This is a genomic window from Streptomyces sp. NBC_00576 (assembly GCF_036345175.1).
Taxonomy (GTDB): domain Bacteria; phylum Actinomycetota; class Actinomycetes; order Streptomycetales; family Streptomycetaceae; genus Streptomyces.
This window is the reverse complement of sequence record NZ_CP107780.1, coordinates 150,407-166,744: the sequence shown is the minus strand read 5'-3', so window position 1 is coordinate 166,744 and position 16,338 is coordinate 150,407. Positions and strand designations below refer to the sequence as shown.

At 67.4% G+C, this 16,338-nt stretch carries 20 protein-coding genes and 3 pseudogenes; 7 read left to right on the top strand and 16 right to left on the bottom strand.

What is annotated here, in order from left to right:
* Positions 1-86: 86 nt before the first annotated feature.
* The 9 genes and pseudogenes from OG734_RS00560 to OG734_RS00520 form a co-directional block, all read right to left on the bottom strand.
* Positions 87-2,144, bottom strand: a complete 2,058-nt coding sequence (locus OG734_RS00560) for an urease subunit alpha (protein WP_330285473.1) — start codon at positions 2,142-2,144, stop codon at positions 87-89.
* Positions 2,141-2,536, bottom strand: coding sequence for an urease subunit beta (locus tag OG734_RS00555; RefSeq protein ID WP_330293518.1), 396 nt, complete (start codon positions 2,534-2,536; stop codon positions 2,141-2,143). The genes OG734_RS00560 and OG734_RS00555 overlap by 4 nt, the downstream gene beginning before the upstream one ends.
* Positions 2,537-2,701: 165 nt before the next feature.
* Positions 2,702-2,998 (bottom strand): annotated as a pseudogene (locus OG734_RS00550) (urease subunit gamma); the annotation flags it as partial.
* A 223-nt stretch (positions 2,999-3,221) separates the two neighbouring features.
* On the bottom strand, positions 3,222-3,497 hold the full coding sequence (locus OG734_RS00545; RefSeq protein ID WP_330285472.1) for a hypothetical protein: 276 nt from the start codon (positions 3,495-3,497) through the stop codon (positions 3,222-3,224).
* Complete coding sequence (locus OG734_RS00540; protein ID WP_330285471.1) at positions 3,494-3,874, bottom strand: hypothetical protein; 381 nt, start codon at positions 3,872-3,874, stop codon at positions 3,494-3,496. Before OG734_RS00540 ends, OG734_RS00545 begins: the two co-directional genes overlap by 4 nt.
* An 884-nt stretch (positions 3,875-4,758) precedes the next feature.
* Positions 4,759-5,640, bottom strand: a complete 882-nt coding sequence (locus tag OG734_RS00535) for an LLM class F420-dependent oxidoreductase (RefSeq protein ID WP_330285470.1) — start codon at positions 5,638-5,640, stop codon at positions 4,759-4,761.
* Between the two features lie 89 nt (positions 5,641-5,729).
* Positions 5,730-6,203, bottom strand: a complete 474-nt coding sequence (locus OG734_RS00530) for a MaoC/PaaZ C-terminal domain-containing protein (RefSeq protein WP_330285469.1) — start codon at positions 6,201-6,203, stop codon at positions 5,730-5,732.
* A gap of 133 nt (positions 6,204-6,336) precedes the next feature.
* Positions 6,337-7,896 carry a carotenoid oxygenase family protein gene (locus OG734_RS00525; protein WP_330285468.1) on the bottom strand — a complete coding sequence of 520 codons (1,560 nt, stop codon included), beginning with the start codon at positions 7,894-7,896 and terminating at the stop codon, positions 6,337-6,339.
* Positions 7,897-8,023: 127 nt separating this feature from the next.
* The gene (locus OG734_RS00520; RefSeq protein ID WP_330285467.1) at positions 8,024-8,449 is read right to left on the bottom strand and encodes a MarR family winged helix-turn-helix transcriptional regulator; all 426 of its coding nucleotides are present in this window, start codon (positions 8,447-8,449) and stop codon (positions 8,024-8,026) included.
* A gap of 105 nt (positions 8,450-8,554) precedes the next feature.
* Here OG734_RS00520 and OG734_RS47820 point away from each other — a divergent pair, with 105 nt between their 5' ends.
* On the top strand, positions 8,555-8,833 hold the full coding sequence (locus OG734_RS47820) for a hypothetical protein (protein WP_443065141.1): 279 nt from the start codon (positions 8,555-8,557) through the stop codon (positions 8,831-8,833).
* On the opposite strand, the pseudogene OG734_RS00515 reads toward OG734_RS47820, so the two are convergent.
* Positions 8,753-8,923, bottom strand: a pseudogene (locus OG734_RS00515) (IS6 family transposase); the annotation flags it as partial. The gene OG734_RS47820 and the pseudogene OG734_RS00515 overlap by 81 nt on opposite strands.
* A gap of 231 nt (positions 8,924-9,154) precedes the next feature.
* Between OG734_RS00515 and OG734_RS00510 the strand changes: the two are divergent.
* Positions 9,155-9,457, top strand: coding sequence for a hypothetical protein (locus OG734_RS00510; RefSeq protein WP_330285466.1), 303 nt, complete (start codon positions 9,155-9,157; stop codon positions 9,455-9,457).
* Positions 9,454-10,590: an ABC transporter substrate-binding protein gene (locus OG734_RS00505; RefSeq protein WP_330285465.1), complete on the top strand. Its 1,137-nt coding sequence runs from the start codon at positions 9,454-9,456 to the stop codon at positions 10,588-10,590. The genes OG734_RS00510 and OG734_RS00505 overlap by 4 nt, the downstream gene beginning before the upstream one ends.
* 191 nt (positions 10,591-10,781) lie before the next feature.
* Here the strand turns inward: OG734_RS00505 and OG734_RS00500 are convergent.
* The 3 genes and pseudogenes from OG734_RS00500 to OG734_RS00490 form a co-directional block, all read right to left on the bottom strand.
* Positions 10,782-11,503, bottom strand: a pseudogene (locus tag OG734_RS00500) (IS6 family transposase).
* A 75-nt stretch (positions 11,504-11,578) separates the two neighbouring features.
* Positions 11,579-12,472, bottom strand: coding sequence for an alpha/beta hydrolase (locus OG734_RS00495; protein WP_330285464.1), 894 nt, complete (start codon positions 12,470-12,472; stop codon positions 11,579-11,581).
* A gap of 12 nt (positions 12,473-12,484) precedes the next feature.
* Positions 12,485-12,946, bottom strand: coding sequence for a nitronate monooxygenase (locus OG734_RS00490; protein ID WP_330285463.1), 462 nt, complete (start codon positions 12,944-12,946; stop codon positions 12,485-12,487).
* Between the two features lie 2 nt (positions 12,947-12,948).
* Here OG734_RS00490 and OG734_RS00485 point away from each other — a divergent pair, with 2 nt between their 5' ends.
* From OG734_RS00485 to OG734_RS00475, 3 genes are all read left to right on the top strand, one after another.
* Positions 12,949-13,158 (top strand): hypothetical protein, encoded by a 210-nt coding sequence (locus tag OG734_RS00485; RefSeq protein ID WP_330285462.1) that lies wholly within the window; start codon positions 12,949-12,951, stop codon positions 13,156-13,158.
* A 76-nt stretch (positions 13,159-13,234) separates the two neighbouring features.
* Positions 13,235-13,540, top strand: coding sequence for a DUF6247 family protein (locus OG734_RS00480; RefSeq protein ID WP_330285461.1), 306 nt, complete (start codon positions 13,235-13,237; stop codon positions 13,538-13,540).
* A gap of 68 nt (positions 13,541-13,608) precedes the next feature.
* Entirely contained in the window at positions 13,609-13,797 is a 189-nt protein-coding gene (locus OG734_RS00475; protein ID WP_330285460.1) for a hypothetical protein, read from the top strand.
* Positions 13,798-14,013: 216 nt separating this feature from the next.
* On the opposite strand, the gene OG734_RS00470 is transcribed toward OG734_RS00475, so the two are convergent.
* Complete coding sequence (locus tag OG734_RS00470; protein WP_330285459.1) at positions 14,014-14,349, bottom strand: peptidase inhibitor family I36 protein; 336 nt, start codon at positions 14,347-14,349, stop codon at positions 14,014-14,016.
* Positions 14,350-14,951: 602 nt separating this feature from the next.
* Between OG734_RS00470 and OG734_RS00465 the strand changes: the two genes are divergently transcribed.
* On the top strand, positions 14,952-15,278 hold the full coding sequence (locus tag OG734_RS00465; protein ID WP_330285458.1) for a hypothetical protein: 327 nt from the start codon (positions 14,952-14,954) through the stop codon (positions 15,276-15,278).
* A gap of 99 nt (positions 15,279-15,377) precedes the next feature.
* Here OG734_RS00465 and OG734_RS00460 read toward each other — a convergent pair whose 3' ends face one another.
* Complete coding sequence (locus tag OG734_RS00460; RefSeq protein WP_330285457.1) at positions 15,378-15,845, bottom strand: hypothetical protein; 468 nt, start codon at positions 15,843-15,845, stop codon at positions 15,378-15,380.
* 27 nt (positions 15,846-15,872) lie between these two features.
* Positions 15,873-16,295 carry a hypothetical protein gene (locus OG734_RS00455; RefSeq protein WP_330285456.1) on the bottom strand — a complete coding sequence of 141 codons (423 nt, stop codon included), beginning with the start codon at positions 16,293-16,295 and terminating at the stop codon, positions 15,873-15,875.
* Positions 16,296-16,338: the final 43 nt, after the last annotated feature.

Below are 16,338 nucleotides of genomic sequence, written 5' to 3'. Positions count from 1 at the left end.
TGGTGATGTGGCGGCCCGGGCGGGCACATCAAGTCCGCCCGGGGCCCGGCAGCAGCGGCGGGGCCGGCGGCCGGGCAGGTGGCCGTTCAGAAGAGGAAGTACCGCTGTGCCAGAGGGACTTCGGTGACGTAGGAGCGCGGCACGGTGGCACCGTTGAGTTCGGTGCGGGCGTCGCTCGTGGTCGCGCCGCCGATGGTGACCTCGAAGCTGTTGTGGTCGACTTCGAGGCTGTCAGGCACTGTGTCGTTCAGCTTCATGTGCTTCTTCTCGACGCTCCGGGTGCTCTCGATCGCTTCGAACTTCTTGCCGAGGCCGAGACCGTCGTACGTGTTGTTCGCGTCGGTCCCGCCGTTCAGCCGGAGCGCCACCTGCTCGTCGGCCACGAAGTTCACCGAGTTCTTCCCCGGGGAGCGGCTGGTGGAGCCCCAGACCGGGCGCGGCAGGTAGGGCTGCGGCGTTGTGATCGACGCGTTGGCGTCGCCGACCTGCGCGTAGGCGAGCTGGCCGCCCTTGAGGAGCATGTGCGGTTTGACGCCGAAGAACTTCGGCTCCCACAGCACCAGGTCGGCGAGCTTCCTGGTCTCCACGGAACCGACGTATTTCGCGATGCCGTGGGTGATCGCCGGGTTGATCGTGTACTTGGCAACGTACCGGCGCGCGCGGAAGTTGTCGTTCGGCTGCAGCTGCTGGTCGTTGAAGGAGTGGTCCGTGTCGCCGGTGATCGTGCGGACCTTCGCGGCCTCGAGGTCCTCCTTCAGCGCCCCGTAGCGGCACTTCATGACGTGCGCGGTCTGCCAGGTACGCATGACCATTTCGCCGATGCGGCCCATCGCCTGGGCGTCGGAGGACATCATCGAGATGGCGCCCATGTCGTGGAGGAGGTCCTCCGCGGCCATGGTGGACGGCCGGATCCGGGAGTCGGCGAAGGCCATATCTGCCGGAATATCCGGGTTGAGGTGATGGCACACGATCATCATGTCGACGTGCTCCTTGACGGTGTTGATCGTCAGCGGACGCGTCGGGTTGGTCGAGGCCGGCAGGACGTTCGGGTCCTTGACCAGCTCGATCATGTCGGGCGCGTGACCGCCGCCAGCACCCTCGACATGAAAGATGTGGATGGAGCGCGCCTTCTTCGCCGTGAACTTCCCATCTACGTCCCTGGCGTCGCCGGTGAAGGCTGCCCGCGTGCTCTCCAGGAACCCCGACTCGTTCAGTGAGTCGGCGTGCAGCGCGAGCTGGACGCCGCGCTCTTCGCAGACGTCCAGGGCCCGGTCGATCACTGCGGGCGTGGCGCCCCAGTCCTCGTGGACCTTGAAGCCGCAGGCACCGGCGTCCACCTGTGCGTTGAGTTCGTGCTTGTTCATCGTGCTGCCCTTGCCGAGCAGGCCGATGTTGACGGGGAACTCATCCAGCGCCTCGAAGAGCCGCCTGATGTGCCACGCGCCCGGTGTCACGGTGGTGGCCGTACTGCCCTCGGCCGGTCCCGTCCCGCCGCCGATGAGGGTGGTCACGCCCGAGGCCAGGGCCTCGTGGATCTCCTCGGGGCAGATGAAGTGAACGTGGGTGTCCACGCCACCGGCGGTGAGGATCCGCCCGTTGCCGGAGATGACCTCGGTGCTCGGCCCGACCACGAAACTCTCCGGCGTCACCGGAACCGGCACCGCATTTCCGACGGTCGTACGGTTCGGCATCTCGAACCTGTTGCTCGGAATCGGATCCATCGTCTCGGGGTTGTACGCCTTGCCGATGGCCGCGATCCTGCCGTCACGGATGCCGATGTCGGCCTTGACCACGCCCCACCAGTCGAGGATCAGCGCGCCTGTGATGACGGTGTCCACGGGCCTGTGGGCCGTGGCGTCGCCTTTGCTGTTCCGCCCGTCCCTGGCGAGGTGCGACATCCCCATCGACTCGCGGATCACCTTGCCGCCACCGAAGATCATCTCATTGCCGCTGTACGAAGGGCCGCCGCTCCAGTCGGCCTCGATCTCCAACGTGAGGTCGGTGTCGGCGAGCCGGACCCTATCCCGCGTGGTCGGCCCGTACAACGCGGTGTAATCCGCCCGCGTCAGCTCATTGCTCGGCTTCGGCCGGCCCTTGCCAGGCTTCGGCGCCTGGCCACGGTCTTGTCCCTGCGGATTACTCATCGGATGATCCCTTCGCGCAGCCCCTGGATCTTGGTGAGGTCGCTGGTGTTGCTGCTGCCGGCCGTGACATCACCCTGGATCTGCACCAGTTCCACGCAGCACTCGTCGCCCGGTTCGAAACGTACGGACGTGCCCGCGGCGATGTTGAGCCGCCGGCCCCTCGCCGCGTCGCAGTTCCAGAGGCTGCGGTCTTGGGGGACTGTCTGCCCGGCGGGGACCTCGACACTGACGACCTTCAGCCCCGGGTTGACCTCGGCGAAGTGATAGTGGGAGCCGACCTGAATAGGACGGTCCGACTCGTTCTTCACCTTGATCTTCGTCCTGCCCTGCCCCGGCAAGGTGGTGGCGTCCGTCTGCAGGTTGACGCCCTGCGTGTCCCCGTCGAGGTGCACGTTGAAGCAGATCGCGTCGTACCGGGAGACTGTGTCGTCGTCCTCGTCGCAGCTGACGGACGAGTTGCCGCTGTCGTCGCAGTCGACCGGGGAGCCTGGCTTGCGGGGCGGCTGGGGGTGCTCGATCTTGCCCGGGTAGACCTCGGGTTCCTCCGTGGCCTCCGGGATGGGGTCATGGATCGTGACCAGCTTGGTGCCGTCCGGGAAGGTCGCCTCCACCTGGACGTTCTTGATCATCTCCGGGACGCCGTCCATCATGTCGTCACGTGTGAGCACCCGTCGGCCCGAGTCCATGATGTCGCTGACCGTCTTGCCGTCGCGCGCCGCCTCGAAGACGTGAACGGTCAGCAGGGCCATCGCCTCGGGGTAGTTCAAACGCAGCCCCCGGTCGCGACGCTTTCCTGCTACGTCGGCCGCCATGTGGATCAGCAAGCGTTCCTGCTCATGCGGAGTCAAATGCACGATGACTCGTCTCTGTTGTTCGGATTGTGCGTGCGACCGGCATGCCAAGGTCACGGACAACGTTTCCGGATGGCGACGGGCGCCCTTCGAGCATCGGCGGGGAAGATCGGCGAGACGGCCAAATGGCGGGTGATCCACACCATCTGATGAAACTGTGGAGTACCCGGTTTCGCCCTGCTGGGCGGGACAGGCGGCCTAGAGATCCGTCTCTACGGCCTTCCTCTCACGCGCCTTGGCGACTGGCGGTGACAGGACTGCCGGAGGCCGTGGTCGGCTTGGGCTGGTCGGATTGCGTGCTGCCCCAGGCGTTGGTGAGAAAGTGGCGGGTGGGCAGTAATTTGCGCGGCGGGGACGGTCGGCTTCTGCAGCGGTACCCGGCCTGGCTGAGCGGGGCGGCTGTGCGCTTGGTCGGGGTGGTCAGGCCGGCGGTGGCCCACTCCCAGGCTTTGGTGTCGGTGAAGAACCGCACCTCCACCCCACGGCCCAGCCCTCTGATCAAGCCGGCTTGGCGTCCCGGAACTGTTCAAGCAGCTCATGGCCAGGAGGACTGTCCGGGTCAAAGCTCCGGATTCCCTCCTGGCCAGCGGGAACGCCAGGCCCCCACAGGCGGACGCCATGACAACGGAAGCAAAAGGCCATCTGGAAGAGATGCCCAGTAGCACTGTGAACTCGGATGCCCCATCCCGGGATGAAACAGCGACGCAGTTCACTGCCTGGCAGCTCCTTGACCAGCGCCACGACCCGCTCGACTTGAGGTGGCTCCCAGATAGCGACCTCGTCGCCGATCAAGTCATCCGAGCTGAGGTGCCTCATCGGATCCGTGATGCGCACGACCTCGATCAGCTCGGCTTTCTCATGGACTGGCGGCAGCAGCATGCGCACAGAATCGCCGACCGAGGTCCTATGCACTAGGGGCAAGTGCGTCAAGTGATCACAAGGTCTGCGGACGAGCGTGAGCCTGCTGGAAGCCCTCATCGCGACGGCCTGACCCTGCGCGAACTGGTCGGCGGGGGCCTCCCGAGCTCTCCTGCCCTGGGCGGGCCCGGGCGGAGCGTGCCGCGCGGCGATCTGCCCCGCTGCGGTACGACGGCGTGAGCTCGATCGCCTGTGAGGCCAATGACCGGGGTGGCACGATGAGTTGGAGCGACGGGTGGGCGGTTTATGCGGACTGGCGCCAGATTCAGACAGCAGTCCTGGGCGGTGCGGACTCGGAGGAGCCGCTGATGCTGCCGCTGGAGGCGATCGAGCTGGACGCCTTCCGGTCAGTGAAGTCCCCCAAGGTGTCGAGGGCGAGGCGTGGGGTGACGGGCAGTCCGTCACCTGGGCGCTCAGGTCTTCAGGGGTAGGCTGACGTGCGCATGCCCTCACCGGATCCGGCCGGCTTCGCGCCGCCCGCTGTTCGCGTCGTTGTCACAGATGGGGCAGGCCGATGGTTCACGGCTTCTGCACCGTCGGCCGGTCGGCGTAGTCAACAGTTTCCGCAGGTGCCAGTGCTCATCAAGTCGCGGATTCTGCAGATTCAATGTGAATGCGGACCTGCCGCAGGAGTGCGTCGGCCCGTCCCTCGACCTCGGCGGCATCCTTGGCCGGCTTGTCCGCCGGTGACTCGTTCGACAGTGGCCAGTGCGCTGACAGGTGTGGTGTCCCGGTCGATCTGACCGACGCGCTCGGACTGGCGCGGCAAGAGGCTATGCCGGGGCGCGCTCCCGGCCCTGGACCGGCCGTCCGAGAGGGAGAGGGCGGCCGATTCTCGGGCCGCTTCAGCCTAGTTCGGTCAGTCGCCGTACGGCCGGGGCTGCGAAGGTCTCCATCCACCGCGAGGTGGCGCCCAGATGCGGCGAGATGATCACCGTGTCGATGCCAAGCTCGGCGTACGGTTCGATGTCATGGGTGAAGCTGTCCAGGTCCTCCTCGGTGGCGGCCGCTCCGGAGTACGTGATCGTCCGGCGGACGGAGTTGTAGTCGCGGTCTGCCTCGTCGCAGTGGCCGCGCAGTACGTCGAGCTTGTGTGCGACGTCTTCGAGTGAGGTGGCGAACAGGTTGCAGGCGTCGCCGTACCGGGCGACGAGCCGCAGTGTCTTCTTCTCCCCACCGCCGCCGATCATGATCTCCGGGTGCGGGCTGCTGACCGGCGGCGGCACGCACAGGGTTTCGGCGAGCTGGTAGTAGCGGCCTTCGAAGGGCCCGTTGTCGTCCGGGTCCCACATCTGCAGGCAGATCCGCAGGGTCTCCTCCAGCCGCTCGAACCGCTCCGCGAGTGGCGGGTAGGGCACGCCCAGGCCGTGGTGCTCACGGTCGTACCAGGCCGCTCCGATGCCCAGGGTGGCCCGGCCGCCGGAGAGGACGTCGAGCGTGGTGGCGATCTTGGCGAGCAGTCCGGGATGGCGGTACGTCACTCCGGTGACCAGCGCGCCCAGTCGCACCGTGGAGGTGTGGGCGGCCAGGTAGGCCAGGGTCGTGTAGGCCTCCAGCATGGGTGCCTCGGCGCCGCCGTTGAACTCCATCTGGAAGTAGTGGTCCATCACCGACAGCCGGTTGACGCCGGCGGCCTCCGCCGCTGCTCCCGCGGCGGCCAGCTCTGTCGCCAGGGCACGACCGCCCTCGGGGTGGTCGAACCGGTTGATGTGCACGCCGACGTGCATGTCCGTCTCCGTTCAGTGTCTTCTCGGGTGTCCGGGGCCTTCGGCGGCACTCGGTACGGTCGCGAGCGGCCGGCGGGGGTTCCTGGGTGTCAAACCGTGCCGCCATCTCTCCCGCCCGGTGGGCGGTGTTCCCAGAGCGTTTCTCCCTGGAGTTCCAGGACGACGGTGCCGGAGTCGTTGGTGAGGGCGCCCCGGCTGCGGACGGCGGCGGTGCCGTCGTCGCGGGGGCGTACCTCCACGATCTCCATCGAGCCGTGCAGCACGTCCCCGGGGCGGACCGGCGCCAGCATGCGCAGGGATGTGATCTCCCGGCCGGCGATGACGGCGGCGCGGGAGAAGACCGCGTCCACCAGGAGGCGTTGCAGGACCGCCAGGGTGTGGAAACCGCTGGCGATGAGGCCCCCGAAGCGGCTTGCGGCCGCCGCGACCTCGTCCGTGTGCAGCGGCAGCGGGTCGAAGCGACGGCCGAAATCGAGGATCTCCTCCTTGGAGACCTTGGCGCTGCCCAGGTCGAACACGACCCCGGGGCGAAGGTTCTCGGCGTGCAGCCGCACGGCGTTCACCGCCGGTCCGACGTCAACGCCGGCCCTCCCGGACCTCGGCACGGGCTGCACCGGTGGGTGTGCCTGCCCAGTTGCATGCGGGTCTCCGTTTCTCCTGCTGGAGCGGTTGTCGGCGATGGCTTGTGCTCGCCGGCTACGAGGCGAGGGCGGCGATCTCCGCACTGTCCAGCCAGGTGGCGTGGACACCGAACGGCACCCGCTGCGGCAGATGCAGCCGGGCCAGTTCGGTCATGGTCCGGGCGTCGATGACGACGAGTTCGGCGCGGTGGTCATCCATCAGCAGGTCGAGGAGGTAGCCGTCGTCCTCGCTGCTCGCCGTGGGCCTGGGAACGAACAGGGCCTCGCCGCCGTACATGTCGCCGTAGTCGAGGTAGCCGAGTTCCTTCTCCTCGACGAGGTCGTACTTGAGGACCCCCTTGCCCATGTAGCCGTCACCGTGCTCGTCGAGCAGGTAGCAGTAGCGGCTGGTCCGTCCGACGTGGTTCAGATTGAGGCTGGGCCGCTCGTAGCCGTGGTCGATCAGCAGCCGGTCGTCGGTGACCTGCCCGGTGTCCAGGTCCAGCACCCAGGTCTTGACTTGGGCGGGCGGTTCCTCGGGGGTGTGGATCGGAACGCTCGACGGATAGGACGGGAAGACGGGGGAGTGGAGCACGATCTCCCGCGAACCGCGCGGGCCTTGGCGCTCCCAGGCGTTGATGACGTGCCAGACGGTGCCGGCCTGGCCGGTGGTGAACCAGCGCACCTCGGTGTCCGCTCCGAAGTCGCGAGGGAGTACGCCCCACCGCAGCCGGTGGCCGGCATCGTGGCGGAAGGCGCTGCGTTCCGGGCCGAGCAGACCGCCGGGATCCAGGCGGACGGAGATGTCGGGGAACACGAGGTGGTTCTCAGTCAGGAAGAAGTCGTGCAGCCAGCCCATCTGGCCTGTGTGTGGCGTCTGCCGGTGCACGACCTGCTGTGCCGCGAGTTCTCCCTTGTGGAGCAGCCCGGCGATGATCTGTCCGGACGGCTCGACGCTGAGGTTGTACACGTCGCCGTTGTCCGGGTTGATGCGCGGGTGCGCGGAGAACGGTCCTTCCCATTCCCCCGCCCACGTCTCCAGCCGGCCGCGGCCGTCCACGATCAGACGGCCGTCCTCGACGCGCGTGTCGAGGACGAAGGCGTAACCCGTTTCCTGAAGGCAGTACAGGCGCCCGTGGTGGTACCGGATCGACGTCGAGCCCGGGGTCCGTTCGAGGGGGCCGAGGGCGGGGATCAAACCTTGGCGGATCTTCTCCTCCGTCAGGGCGATCCGGTCCGCGCCCGGCCTGCCGGAGACCAGGTCGGAGAACTCCGGGTACGACTCCCGGCCGGCCGCACGCTCGGCCTCGAACCGAGGGGTGCGGACGTAGGAGTTGGAGTACGTGGCACTCCCCGACGAGATCTGGATCTGGTGGAGCATCCCGGCGCCCGAGAAGGCGTGGAGCCGGATACGGCCGTTGTCGAACTGGGAGTTGGTGCCGTTGCGCAGGTACGCGCCGTCCAGGTCGGCGGGCAGTTCACCGCTCACCCGGACCGGAGCGTGGGCCAGTTCCCGGCGCACCGGCCGGTAGCCCGGAACGTTGTACACGCTGTCCCGGTTGTGATTCTCCAGATCCAGCGCGGCGTCGATGCGCCGTTCCTCTTCCTCTATCGCGGAGACGGACGAGACGGTCATGGGATCACTCCTTGCTGCCGGGCGGGCATGCGAAACCGCGCCCCCTGCGTGCATCGGGCTGTGGAGTACGAGCGGCTGCACCGGTCCGGCGCCGCGAGTGATGTCGAGACGGGGGACCTGGCGACTGTCAGTCGAGTTCCGTGACGAACCGGTGGAGCAGGCGGCTGAACGTCTCGATGTCCTCGTCCGGCCAGTGGCCGAGCCGTTCCTGGAGTCCCTGGCGCTGGTGCTGCCTGACGCGCGCCAGGCGGGCCCGACCGGTGTCGGTGAGTTCCAGCAACTTGGTCCTGGGGCGCGACGGATGGGCCACCCGGCGCAGCAGGCCGTCCTCCTCCAGCTGGGACAGCTGACGGCTGACGGTGGACTTCTCCAGCCCGTACCGCTCCGCCAGGTCGGAGGCGGTGGGCAGAGGGAAGGTGCCTACATACGACAGCATCGTGTACGCGACAAAGGGTAGGTCGTCGTACATGTTGCTCGCCCGCACCCGGGAATTGCGGGAGAACAGGATGATCGCCTCGTGGATCACATCAACGGGCTTGTTCCGTGCTGCCATGACGCCATCATGGAGTTGCGCGAAGCAACTGTCAAGGTTGTATCATGCAACTCAAAATGCGTAGGACCAGCATGAAGGCCGTGGACATGAGCGTGCAGCAACTGGATGCCCGCGCTGCCTGAGGTTCCCCTCCTGGTGACCAGCTGGATCACCCGCCGCCCCGACCGACTCGACGACTACCAGGCCCAGCAGCTCAAGCAGATTCTCGCCCGCCGCCCCGCACTCGACCGAACCACCGAACACGTCCGCGCCTTTGCCGAGTTGATGAACGACTGCCGGGGCCGCGAACTCGGTCAATGGATGCTTCCGGCACCACCGCCGGACCGTCTCATAGGAGACGGTCACGCCGCGCTGGAGCATCGGCTCCTCCACCTCACGGAATGACAGCGGGAAACGGAAGTACAGCCACACGCAGGGGGAGGTCACCTCGACCGGGTAGCGGTGCCCCTTGTGCAACGGCGACGTGCTCGCCAAGGGCAATCTCCCTCCACTGCGATCGCGAAGAAGATCATCTCACCCCGTCAGTCAACGTGACAGCGCCTCGTCGAAGCCACGGCCAAATACGTCCCCGCCTCGGATGGGAACGACTTCCGAACTGACCATCAGGAACCATGGCAACAACATCTGATGTGTCAGATACTGTCTTGTCAGATGAATGCTTCGCGTCAGCGGGCGCCATCCTCGACCGAACAGCGAAGAGTCCTGATGAGCACACTCGAATTCACCGGCCTCGATCTGGACTTTCCGGTCGGCAGCGGGATCAGGACCGCCACCCTCGTCAACAGCGAGCAGGAGGCGCTGCCGACCGATGCCGGCCTCACCCCCGCCGACGGCCACCGGCTCGCCTCCGACATCCTCGACTCCGGCAAGCTCACCGCCGGTCTGAGGCGCAGACCGTACGAGAACACCGGCTTCGCTGTCTCCGCTTACACCCTCCCGGCCGAGGCGGTCCGCCGCCCGTGCACCGGGAACACCCCTGCCCCCACGCAGAAAGGGTTACCCCAGTGACCAGCATTCCCAGTCGACGACGACTCCTAGCCACCGGAGCGGGCGCCGCGCTCGGCTTCGGCACGCTCGGCGCCACGGCGTCCCCTGCCGCGGCAGCCCCCACCACAGCCGCGCGCGGCGCCGGCGCCGAGGAGACCAGGACCCTCGACGAGCTGTACCAGGACGCCGTCGCCGAAGGCGGCAAGCTCGTGATCTACGCGGGCGGCGACCTCGCCAACTCGGGCAGCGGCGCCGGCGCCCGAACCGCCTTCCGTCAGCGGTTCCCGCAGATCGACCTCAACCTCATCGTGGACTACAGCAAGTACCACGACGTCCGCGTGGACAACCAGTTCGCGACCGACACCCTGGTGCCCGACCTGGTGCAGTTGCAGACGCTGCACGACTTCACCCGCTGGAAGCGCCAGGGGCGGCTGCTGCACTACAAGCCCGCCGGCTTCAGCAAGCTCCACAAGAAGTTCAGGGACGCGGACGGTGCCTGGGTGGCCGGCATGGTCATCGCCTTCAGCTACCTGTACGACGTGGCGGCGGGGGCCGACGCGCCTCGGACGCCGCTGGACCTGGTCGACCCGCGCTGGAAGGGCGCCATCGCCTCCTCCTACCCGCACGACGACGACGCGGTGCTCTACCTCTTCGCCCTCTACGCCAAGACCTACGGCTGGGACTGGATAGCCGACTTCGCCGCCCAGCAACCGCAGTTCGCCCGCGGTTCCTTCTCCCCCGGCACCGCGGTCACCAACAAGGAGAAGATCATCGGCGTCGGCACGGGTGGCAACCCGCTCGCCACCAGCCCGAACCGCTGGGTGATGCCCGACGGACACCCGTTCATGGCGTGGGGACAGCGGATCGCGATCCTGAAGCAGGCCGCCAACCCCACGGCGGCCAAGCTCTACCTCAACTGGCAGCTGTCCACCGAGCGCCAGACCTCCAACAGCTGGTCGGTGCGCACGGACATCGCGCCGCCCACCGGCCTCAAGCCGATCTGGGAGTATCCGAACGCCAATCTGGACGGGTTCCCTCGCTTCATGGAGGACCGGGCCCAGGTCGAGCAATTGAAGCAGACCTTCGCCCTCTACTTCGGCGAGGTCAAGGGCGACCCGACACCCGGCTGGCCAGGTCTGCACCCGGGCGCCTGACCCTCCATCAGGCCCCGTACATGGCGGGTTCGACGGCTTCGGGTTGTCACACGGCGTGGTCGGACCACAGCCAGCAGCGACGCGGGCGCGCCGTACGCTGGCCATAGCTCGCGCTGGTGCTGTCACGTTGTTGGGTGGGTAGGTGTCTGATGGTGTGTCGCGGCGTGGTGGAGCCCGGTTTCGGGCTGTGCTCAGGCCGTGGCGGCGAGGCCGGCGACGCCGGTGATCTGGTCCCAGATGGCGAAGCGGACGGTCATCTCGGCTCGGTAGTCGTGGGCGGGCATCAGATGGCGGCGGGGCCGGAAGTGGGGCGAGATGCCGCTGAACGCGGACAGGAACCGCTGGGCCCCGCCCACTGAGCGGAAGCCTTTCCTCGCCCGTTCACGCTGCCTGGTGGGCTGGTGGCTGTTCTCCGCCCGGTTGTTCAGGCCCTTGTGCGAGCGGTGTTCCACCGAGGGCATGACCTCGGTGGGCCGCGCCGTAGGAGCGGAGCTTGTCCGTGACGACCACCTGCGGCACCGCACCGGTCTTCTTCATCAGCCTGCCGAAGAAACGCCTGGCCGCGGCCTTGCCCTGGCGGTTCTGCACCAAAATGTCAAGAACGTTGCCGTCCTGGTCGACGGCCCGCCATAGGCACTTCTGTTCTCCATTGATCTTGATGAAGACCTCGTCCAGGTGCCACTTGTCCCCAGGCCGGGGCTGCCGGCGGCGCAGTGCACTCGCGTACCGCTGCCCGAACTTCACAGACCACCGCCGCACCGACTCATAGGAGACGGTCACGCCGCGCTCGAACATCAGCTCTTCGACCTCGCGGAACGAACGACAACGGGAAGCGGTGATACAGCCACACGCAGTCGGAGATGACCTCGACCGGGTGCCGGTGCCCCTTGTACGACAGCGACGCGCTCCCCACGGACACCCCTTCTCCGGCTGATCAACCAGAAGATCATCCCACCGGTCAGCCAACGTGACAGTGCCCTGTCAGCGGTCAGGTGGTGAGTGCCGTGCGCAGGGTGGTGGCCATCAGATCGATGGCTTCCTTCCCGGCCGGTATCGGGCCGGTGTGGGTGAAGTAGTGGTCGACACCCTCGAAGCAACGGTGGGTGACCGGAACGCCGGCAGCTTCCAGGGCCTTGGCGTACGCATCGCCCTCGTCGCGCAGGCGGTCGTTCTCCGCGGTGATGACCAGGGCGGGCGGCAGCCCGGCGAGGTCGTCGGCCAGTCCGGGCGACACCAGCGGATGGGTGAGGTCGGCGGGATCATGGACGTAGGCGGCGGTGAAGACCCGCATGAGCTGAGGGGTAAGCAGGGGCTTGACGATGGGTGACTGCTTGGTGGCCGGGTCGGCGAGCAGGTCGAGCGGTGCCGAGTCGATGATCTGGAGGCGGGGCTTGAAGGTGCCGCGGTCCCGAGCGGTGCGGCAGACCGCGGCGGTCAGGTTGGCCCCGGCGCTGTGTCCGCCCACGGCGAGTCGCGAACCGTCCCAGTTGTTGGCGGTGCCGTTCTCGGCCACCCAGGCGGTGACGTCGTACGCCTGGGTGACGGGTGCGGGGTACGGCCGCTGCGGGGCGACTGCGTAGTCCACGTTGATCACCACGCAGGCGGCCGTGGCGGCTATGTAGCGGCAGATGTGGTCGTCCTGCTGGGGGTGGGTGATCACGAACCCGCCGCCGTGGAAGTTGACGTACACGGGGGCAGGGGCTGCGGCGGCGGCCGACGGGCGGTAGACGGTGCACGTCACCGGTCCGGCGCCGGTCTCCACCCGGATGGATTCCGTGCGCTTCGGGATGTTGGTGAAGCGCAGATCCTTGTGCACGCGGCTCATCATTCGGCCGAGCAGCAGCTGAACCCCTCTGGCCTGGATTCTGGGCTTGAATGACATGACTGGACCCCATCACTGCAAACTTAAACTATCAGGATTCCTGATGATGGAGGCTCGTCGCTGATCACGCAAGGGGCAACACGAGCCGACTGTCGAAGGGGGCCCCGTGTGGCTCCAAGTCCACCTGGCTGCGTCCCGTGGGAGGCAGCCGGCCGCAGCAGCGGCCCGAGGCCCCGGTCGGGTCCGCTCTCCTGGGTGCGCAGCAGAGCGGTGCCGAACCGTGGCGGCCATCGCGCCAGCGCCCAGCGCGGCCGTCACGTCGGCGGCGGTGGCGATTTCGCCCGCGGCGATGACGGGCAGGGCGGCGGCGTGGCGGACGGCGGCGACCAGGTCGGGCAGCTGGACGGACTCTCGATCTTCGGTACTGGTGACAGAAAGGCTGCCGAATGAGCACCTGTGACCAGCCGAATATGCCTTGTTGGTGCCAACGAGGCTGCCTCGCCCCGTCCTGTTGGCCAGCTCATCCGGCTTCACCGGTGACGAGTACCGGGCTTCGGCTCAGCACCCCGGCCGCCGACGTCGCATACGCCGCCGACCGTCTCCTCATGAGCGACCCGAGCGACACCGCACGGGCGACCACTGAACTCCTCAACTACGTTGCCGCCACCTGGGACCACCAGGACGTCCCGCTGCACGAGCACGCCCAGGCCGTCGCCCGCGCCGCCGTCCGCTCCCTGACCCGGTAGGGATCGACGCATGCCTGCCTCTACGGCCTCCCGGCGCGCGTACCGTGGCGCTACGACCCACCGGGAGGACCAGCCGATGAGCGCGCAGCCCGACCACGCACCCGTCACGCCATACGCCCCCGCCCCGGGAGCTCCGGCCGAACTCCTCGCGCAGCTGCGCGCCGACCGGCGTGCCGCGCAGTGGGTGCCAGCCTTCGAGCGGGAGTGGGCGGCGGCGCTGGAAGAGTCGCGTCGGACGTTCTCCCTCGCCGCACTGTACGAGGTGGTCCGGGAGTGGCAGGGCCGCCTCGGCCACGCGCCGGCGGTCGATGCGTTTGTCGCCTCCGGCTACGACGACAGCGAGTTCATCGACATGGCGGAGCTGCGGGGAAGGCGCCGGTGACCGGACAGCCGTAGGCGGTCCGCTTCTCCGCGTCGGCCGCGAAGATTCTCGACACCCTGCCCGAGCACGTGGAAGACAGCGTGTGGGACGTCCTGGACACTGCGGCCGCCGACCCGTGGGGCTTTGGCCAGTGGAACAGCGAGGACCCCGAGGGCGAGGACAGGCGCTACGCATCCGTCGGCCAACGGTCTCTTACCTACTGGGTGAACAGGCCCCTGCGCCGCTTGACCGTCCTGAACATCGTCTGGCTCGGATAGCACCTGGTGGCAACGTGTATCCATCCGCGTTGCCAGTCGGCCCGGCTCACGCGCCCAGGAGGAGTTGAGGCAGCTGCTCGACCTTCTCCACTGCCACGGCGTAGTTCTCCCGGGCTGTGAGACTCACAGGCTCGGCTGACCGCTCTCGAGCGAAGCGGGTCCAGCAATGTGCCTTCTTGCGGGACCCACCACCCCCGTCGGGGTTGCCGAGCTCGCTCAGATGGGGCAGGTACGTCCAGGGGTAGCCCTCAACGAACTGACCACGTTGTCGTAGTGCCCCGTGATCGTCCACGGGCCCGAGGGCGTTATGCAGGCGTCCTCGCCCGTGTAGTTGTAACCGGCGTACATGGTGAACGTGCTGGACGAACGATTCCAGTACGAGGTCGTGCGGTTGTCCATTCCCTGGCCTCGCAGATCCGCAGACCCCGACTGGAACCACGCCATCCCGCCGGTCCCGTTGGGACCGTCGAAGATACAGAAGTTCCCGGGCTGGCAGCGCTCCCATCCAGCAGCCTGCGACGCGGGTTCAGCGGCGGCCTGTCCGACCGCCATGCTCCCGCTCAGCATCAACGCGGCACCAGCCGCAGCGCAAGCAATCCGCTTCCTGATCACTAGACCCCATTTCCCCGTTGCGTATCCGGCCGCATCGCAACCGGCTGGCAGCCGACACTTCCTGACGGACGACCGATGTCCAACCTTGTGCGGAACTCCGTAGTGCCAGCGCTCCCCATCCTTTTGTGGGCGGCGGGTCTCCGGCAAACATTTCGACGCTACTCGAATCGATGGCGCTTCTGACGGTGGGCCGACGTTCGCCGGCGCCCAGATCACAAGGAAGACATGCACAGGCATGACCTGGACCAGGACGAGGTCGCCGAACCGGTAGGTGAGGACGTCCGCTCCGTCTCTGCCGGACAGCTCACCGCCGCCTACTGGATCAACCGCCCCCCTGACGGCTGTGTCATCGCCCGTCCCCGGCGATGCAGATGCCGGGGACATTTCACTCGAGCCTGTCCTGGCGGGGGAGGGGAGCCATCTTTTCGATGGGAGTCGAAGTCTTTGGCCGCACGCTGTGGCGTGCGCAGAATCAGCAGCAGAACCGCTACCCCTTCATCCGTGTGCGAGAGGCGAGGTAAGAGATGCGATCCATCAAACGTATGACGCAGACCGGTGTAGCCGCCGCGGCGCTCACCGTCGTGCCGCTGCTGGCTGCCGCTGCGCCGGCGGCCGCTGACACGTCCGGTGCCGCTACCGGGACTGCCCAGGCCAATGAGCCTTCGGGAGGTGCGGTGTTCTTCGGAGACGGTGTCCGCATTCGTTCCTGCGCCAGTACGAGCTGCAGCGTCAAGGGGCTGGGTTACCGCAGCCACTTCGTCGGCTGGTACTGCGGCGAGGTGCAGAACGGTTTCGCCCACATTTACGACTTCACGACCGAGGTCGACGGGTGGGCCGCCACCCAGTACCTGTCCTACTACTGCGACTGAGCCGGTGGTGTACGGCCAACGGCGGTGCCGTGCTGCCCTCCCCCTTCCCCGCTGCCATGCGCAGCGGGGAAGGGGCGTCACGGGCGCATGTTCACTTGTTCAGTGGATCCAGCTGTTGCCGGCGCAGGCGGAGGCTGTCACCCACTGGCTGGCCATGATGTTCCTGTCCATGCTTGCACCGTTGGTGAAGGTGTTGTCGCCCAGGTAGTCCGCGTACAGCTCGCCGGGTGAGAGGCAGCCGTAGGAGCCGTCGCCGCCGGGAAGGAAGTAGAAGGCGACGACGTCCCTGCCGCCGAAGAACCCCGCGTTCATGACGGACCTGGCCCGGTTGCTGGCGTTGGTGAACGCGCCGACGCCGTCGCCCCAGTTGAGGTCGTTTCCGGTAGTTCCGCCGAGGTAGGTGCCGGTGCAGTCGGTCCAGTCCCAGGCGTGCATGCTTCCGTTGCGTCCGGGCCATTTGGCGTTGCAGTTGTCGCCTTGCGTGGAGGCGTGTGCGGGGGAAGGCGAGGTGAGCAGGCCGCACAGGACGAGACCGGCGGCCGCGATGAGTGTGCGTATTCGAGGCATGTCGTACTCCTTGCGAGAGATTACGTTTCAGGTTCGAGGGGGTGCGAGTGCGGCAGCGCGTTGCAGCGCCCGGTGCTGGAATGCACGGCTGAGGTTCAGGGCCTGCCGGTATGTGCGGGGCAGTTCTTTGATGTAGTGGTTCTCGCGTTCCTTGCCGATCGCTCTGAGTGAGGTACGTCGTGCGCAGGTGGCGTCGGCCACCGCGAGGTCGCGTTCCGCCCGGAACGCCCGGGCGGCGCCCAGCCGTAATGACTGCTGTGCAGCGGCCTGTCGGGCCGCCCCTGGGTCCGTGAAGGGATGGCCAGCCCGGTTCATGCACTGTGACCAGGCGCTCAGCGCCGTGGTGAACTTTGTGTCGGCCATGATCTTGGGGACGTAGAGGGCCTGGAGGCTGCCTGCCACCTTGTCGGCACGGAACCAGCCGCGCACATCCCCATACGGCGTTGTCACGTTGTTGGGTGTGGGGTTGTCTGACGGTGTGCCGGGGCGTGGT